The 696-nt window shown below is 27.9% G+C and carries 1 protein-coding gene; it reads left to right on the plus strand.

What is annotated here, in order from left to right; all coding sequences use genetic code 11:
- Positions 1–220: 220 nt before the first annotated feature.
- Positions 221–604, plus strand: a complete 384-nt coding sequence (locus tag AC1DWA_RS33015; RefSeq protein ID WP_477917641.1) for a hypothetical protein — start codon at positions 221–223, stop codon at positions 602–604.
- The last annotated feature ends 92 nt before the right edge of the window (positions 605–696 follow it).

A 696-nucleotide genomic window follows, 5' to 3' on the forward strand; every position in this document is an offset into this window, starting at 1 on the left:
ATATTATTAAATATGTAGTGATTTTTTTATTTCTTATGTTATTTATTGTACTTGGTTTTAAATATTTTGTTTAAAAAGTATCTCCCTATAAGAATAGGGGGATACTTTTTTATTCATAAAATGGAAATAAACTATTGATTTATGAAATTATTGGTTTATAATATTTACTTGTCTAACAAATTAATGAATTATTAGTATAATTAAGAAAGGATGTTTTATTTTGTCAAAGATTAAAAAGTTTTTATCATTAGCAATTGTTGCTATCATTGCTATTATTGGAACAAATGTTGGATCAGCTAGTGCAGCAGGAGGAACGTTTGATCATATCGGATCTGATCCTGGTGTATCAATTAGTAGAAGCTATCATAAATTATCTACATTAACTTCTGGTGGCGGGGATTATCAAGTTAGGGTTACTTCAAATAGAACTGGTGGAAGTATAATTATCGACTTATATGTAGATGGAAAATATTTCGATACAGAAGTAGTGTCTTCTACAGGTAACGCGACTTTTAGAGGCATAGGCTCAGGTAAAAAGAAAGTTTATGCTGAAGCGAAAACAACTGGAAGCACAAATTTTGTAAGTTTTAGTTATTATGATTGATAAGTAAAATCCATAAAAAAAAGAAGCTGTTGTTTAAAACAACAGCTTCTTTTTTTATGGATTTTATTTTCATCAGAAATATAAAAGAAGCC

Source organism: Rhodococcus sp. P4_F3_2 (genome assembly GCF_056401335.1).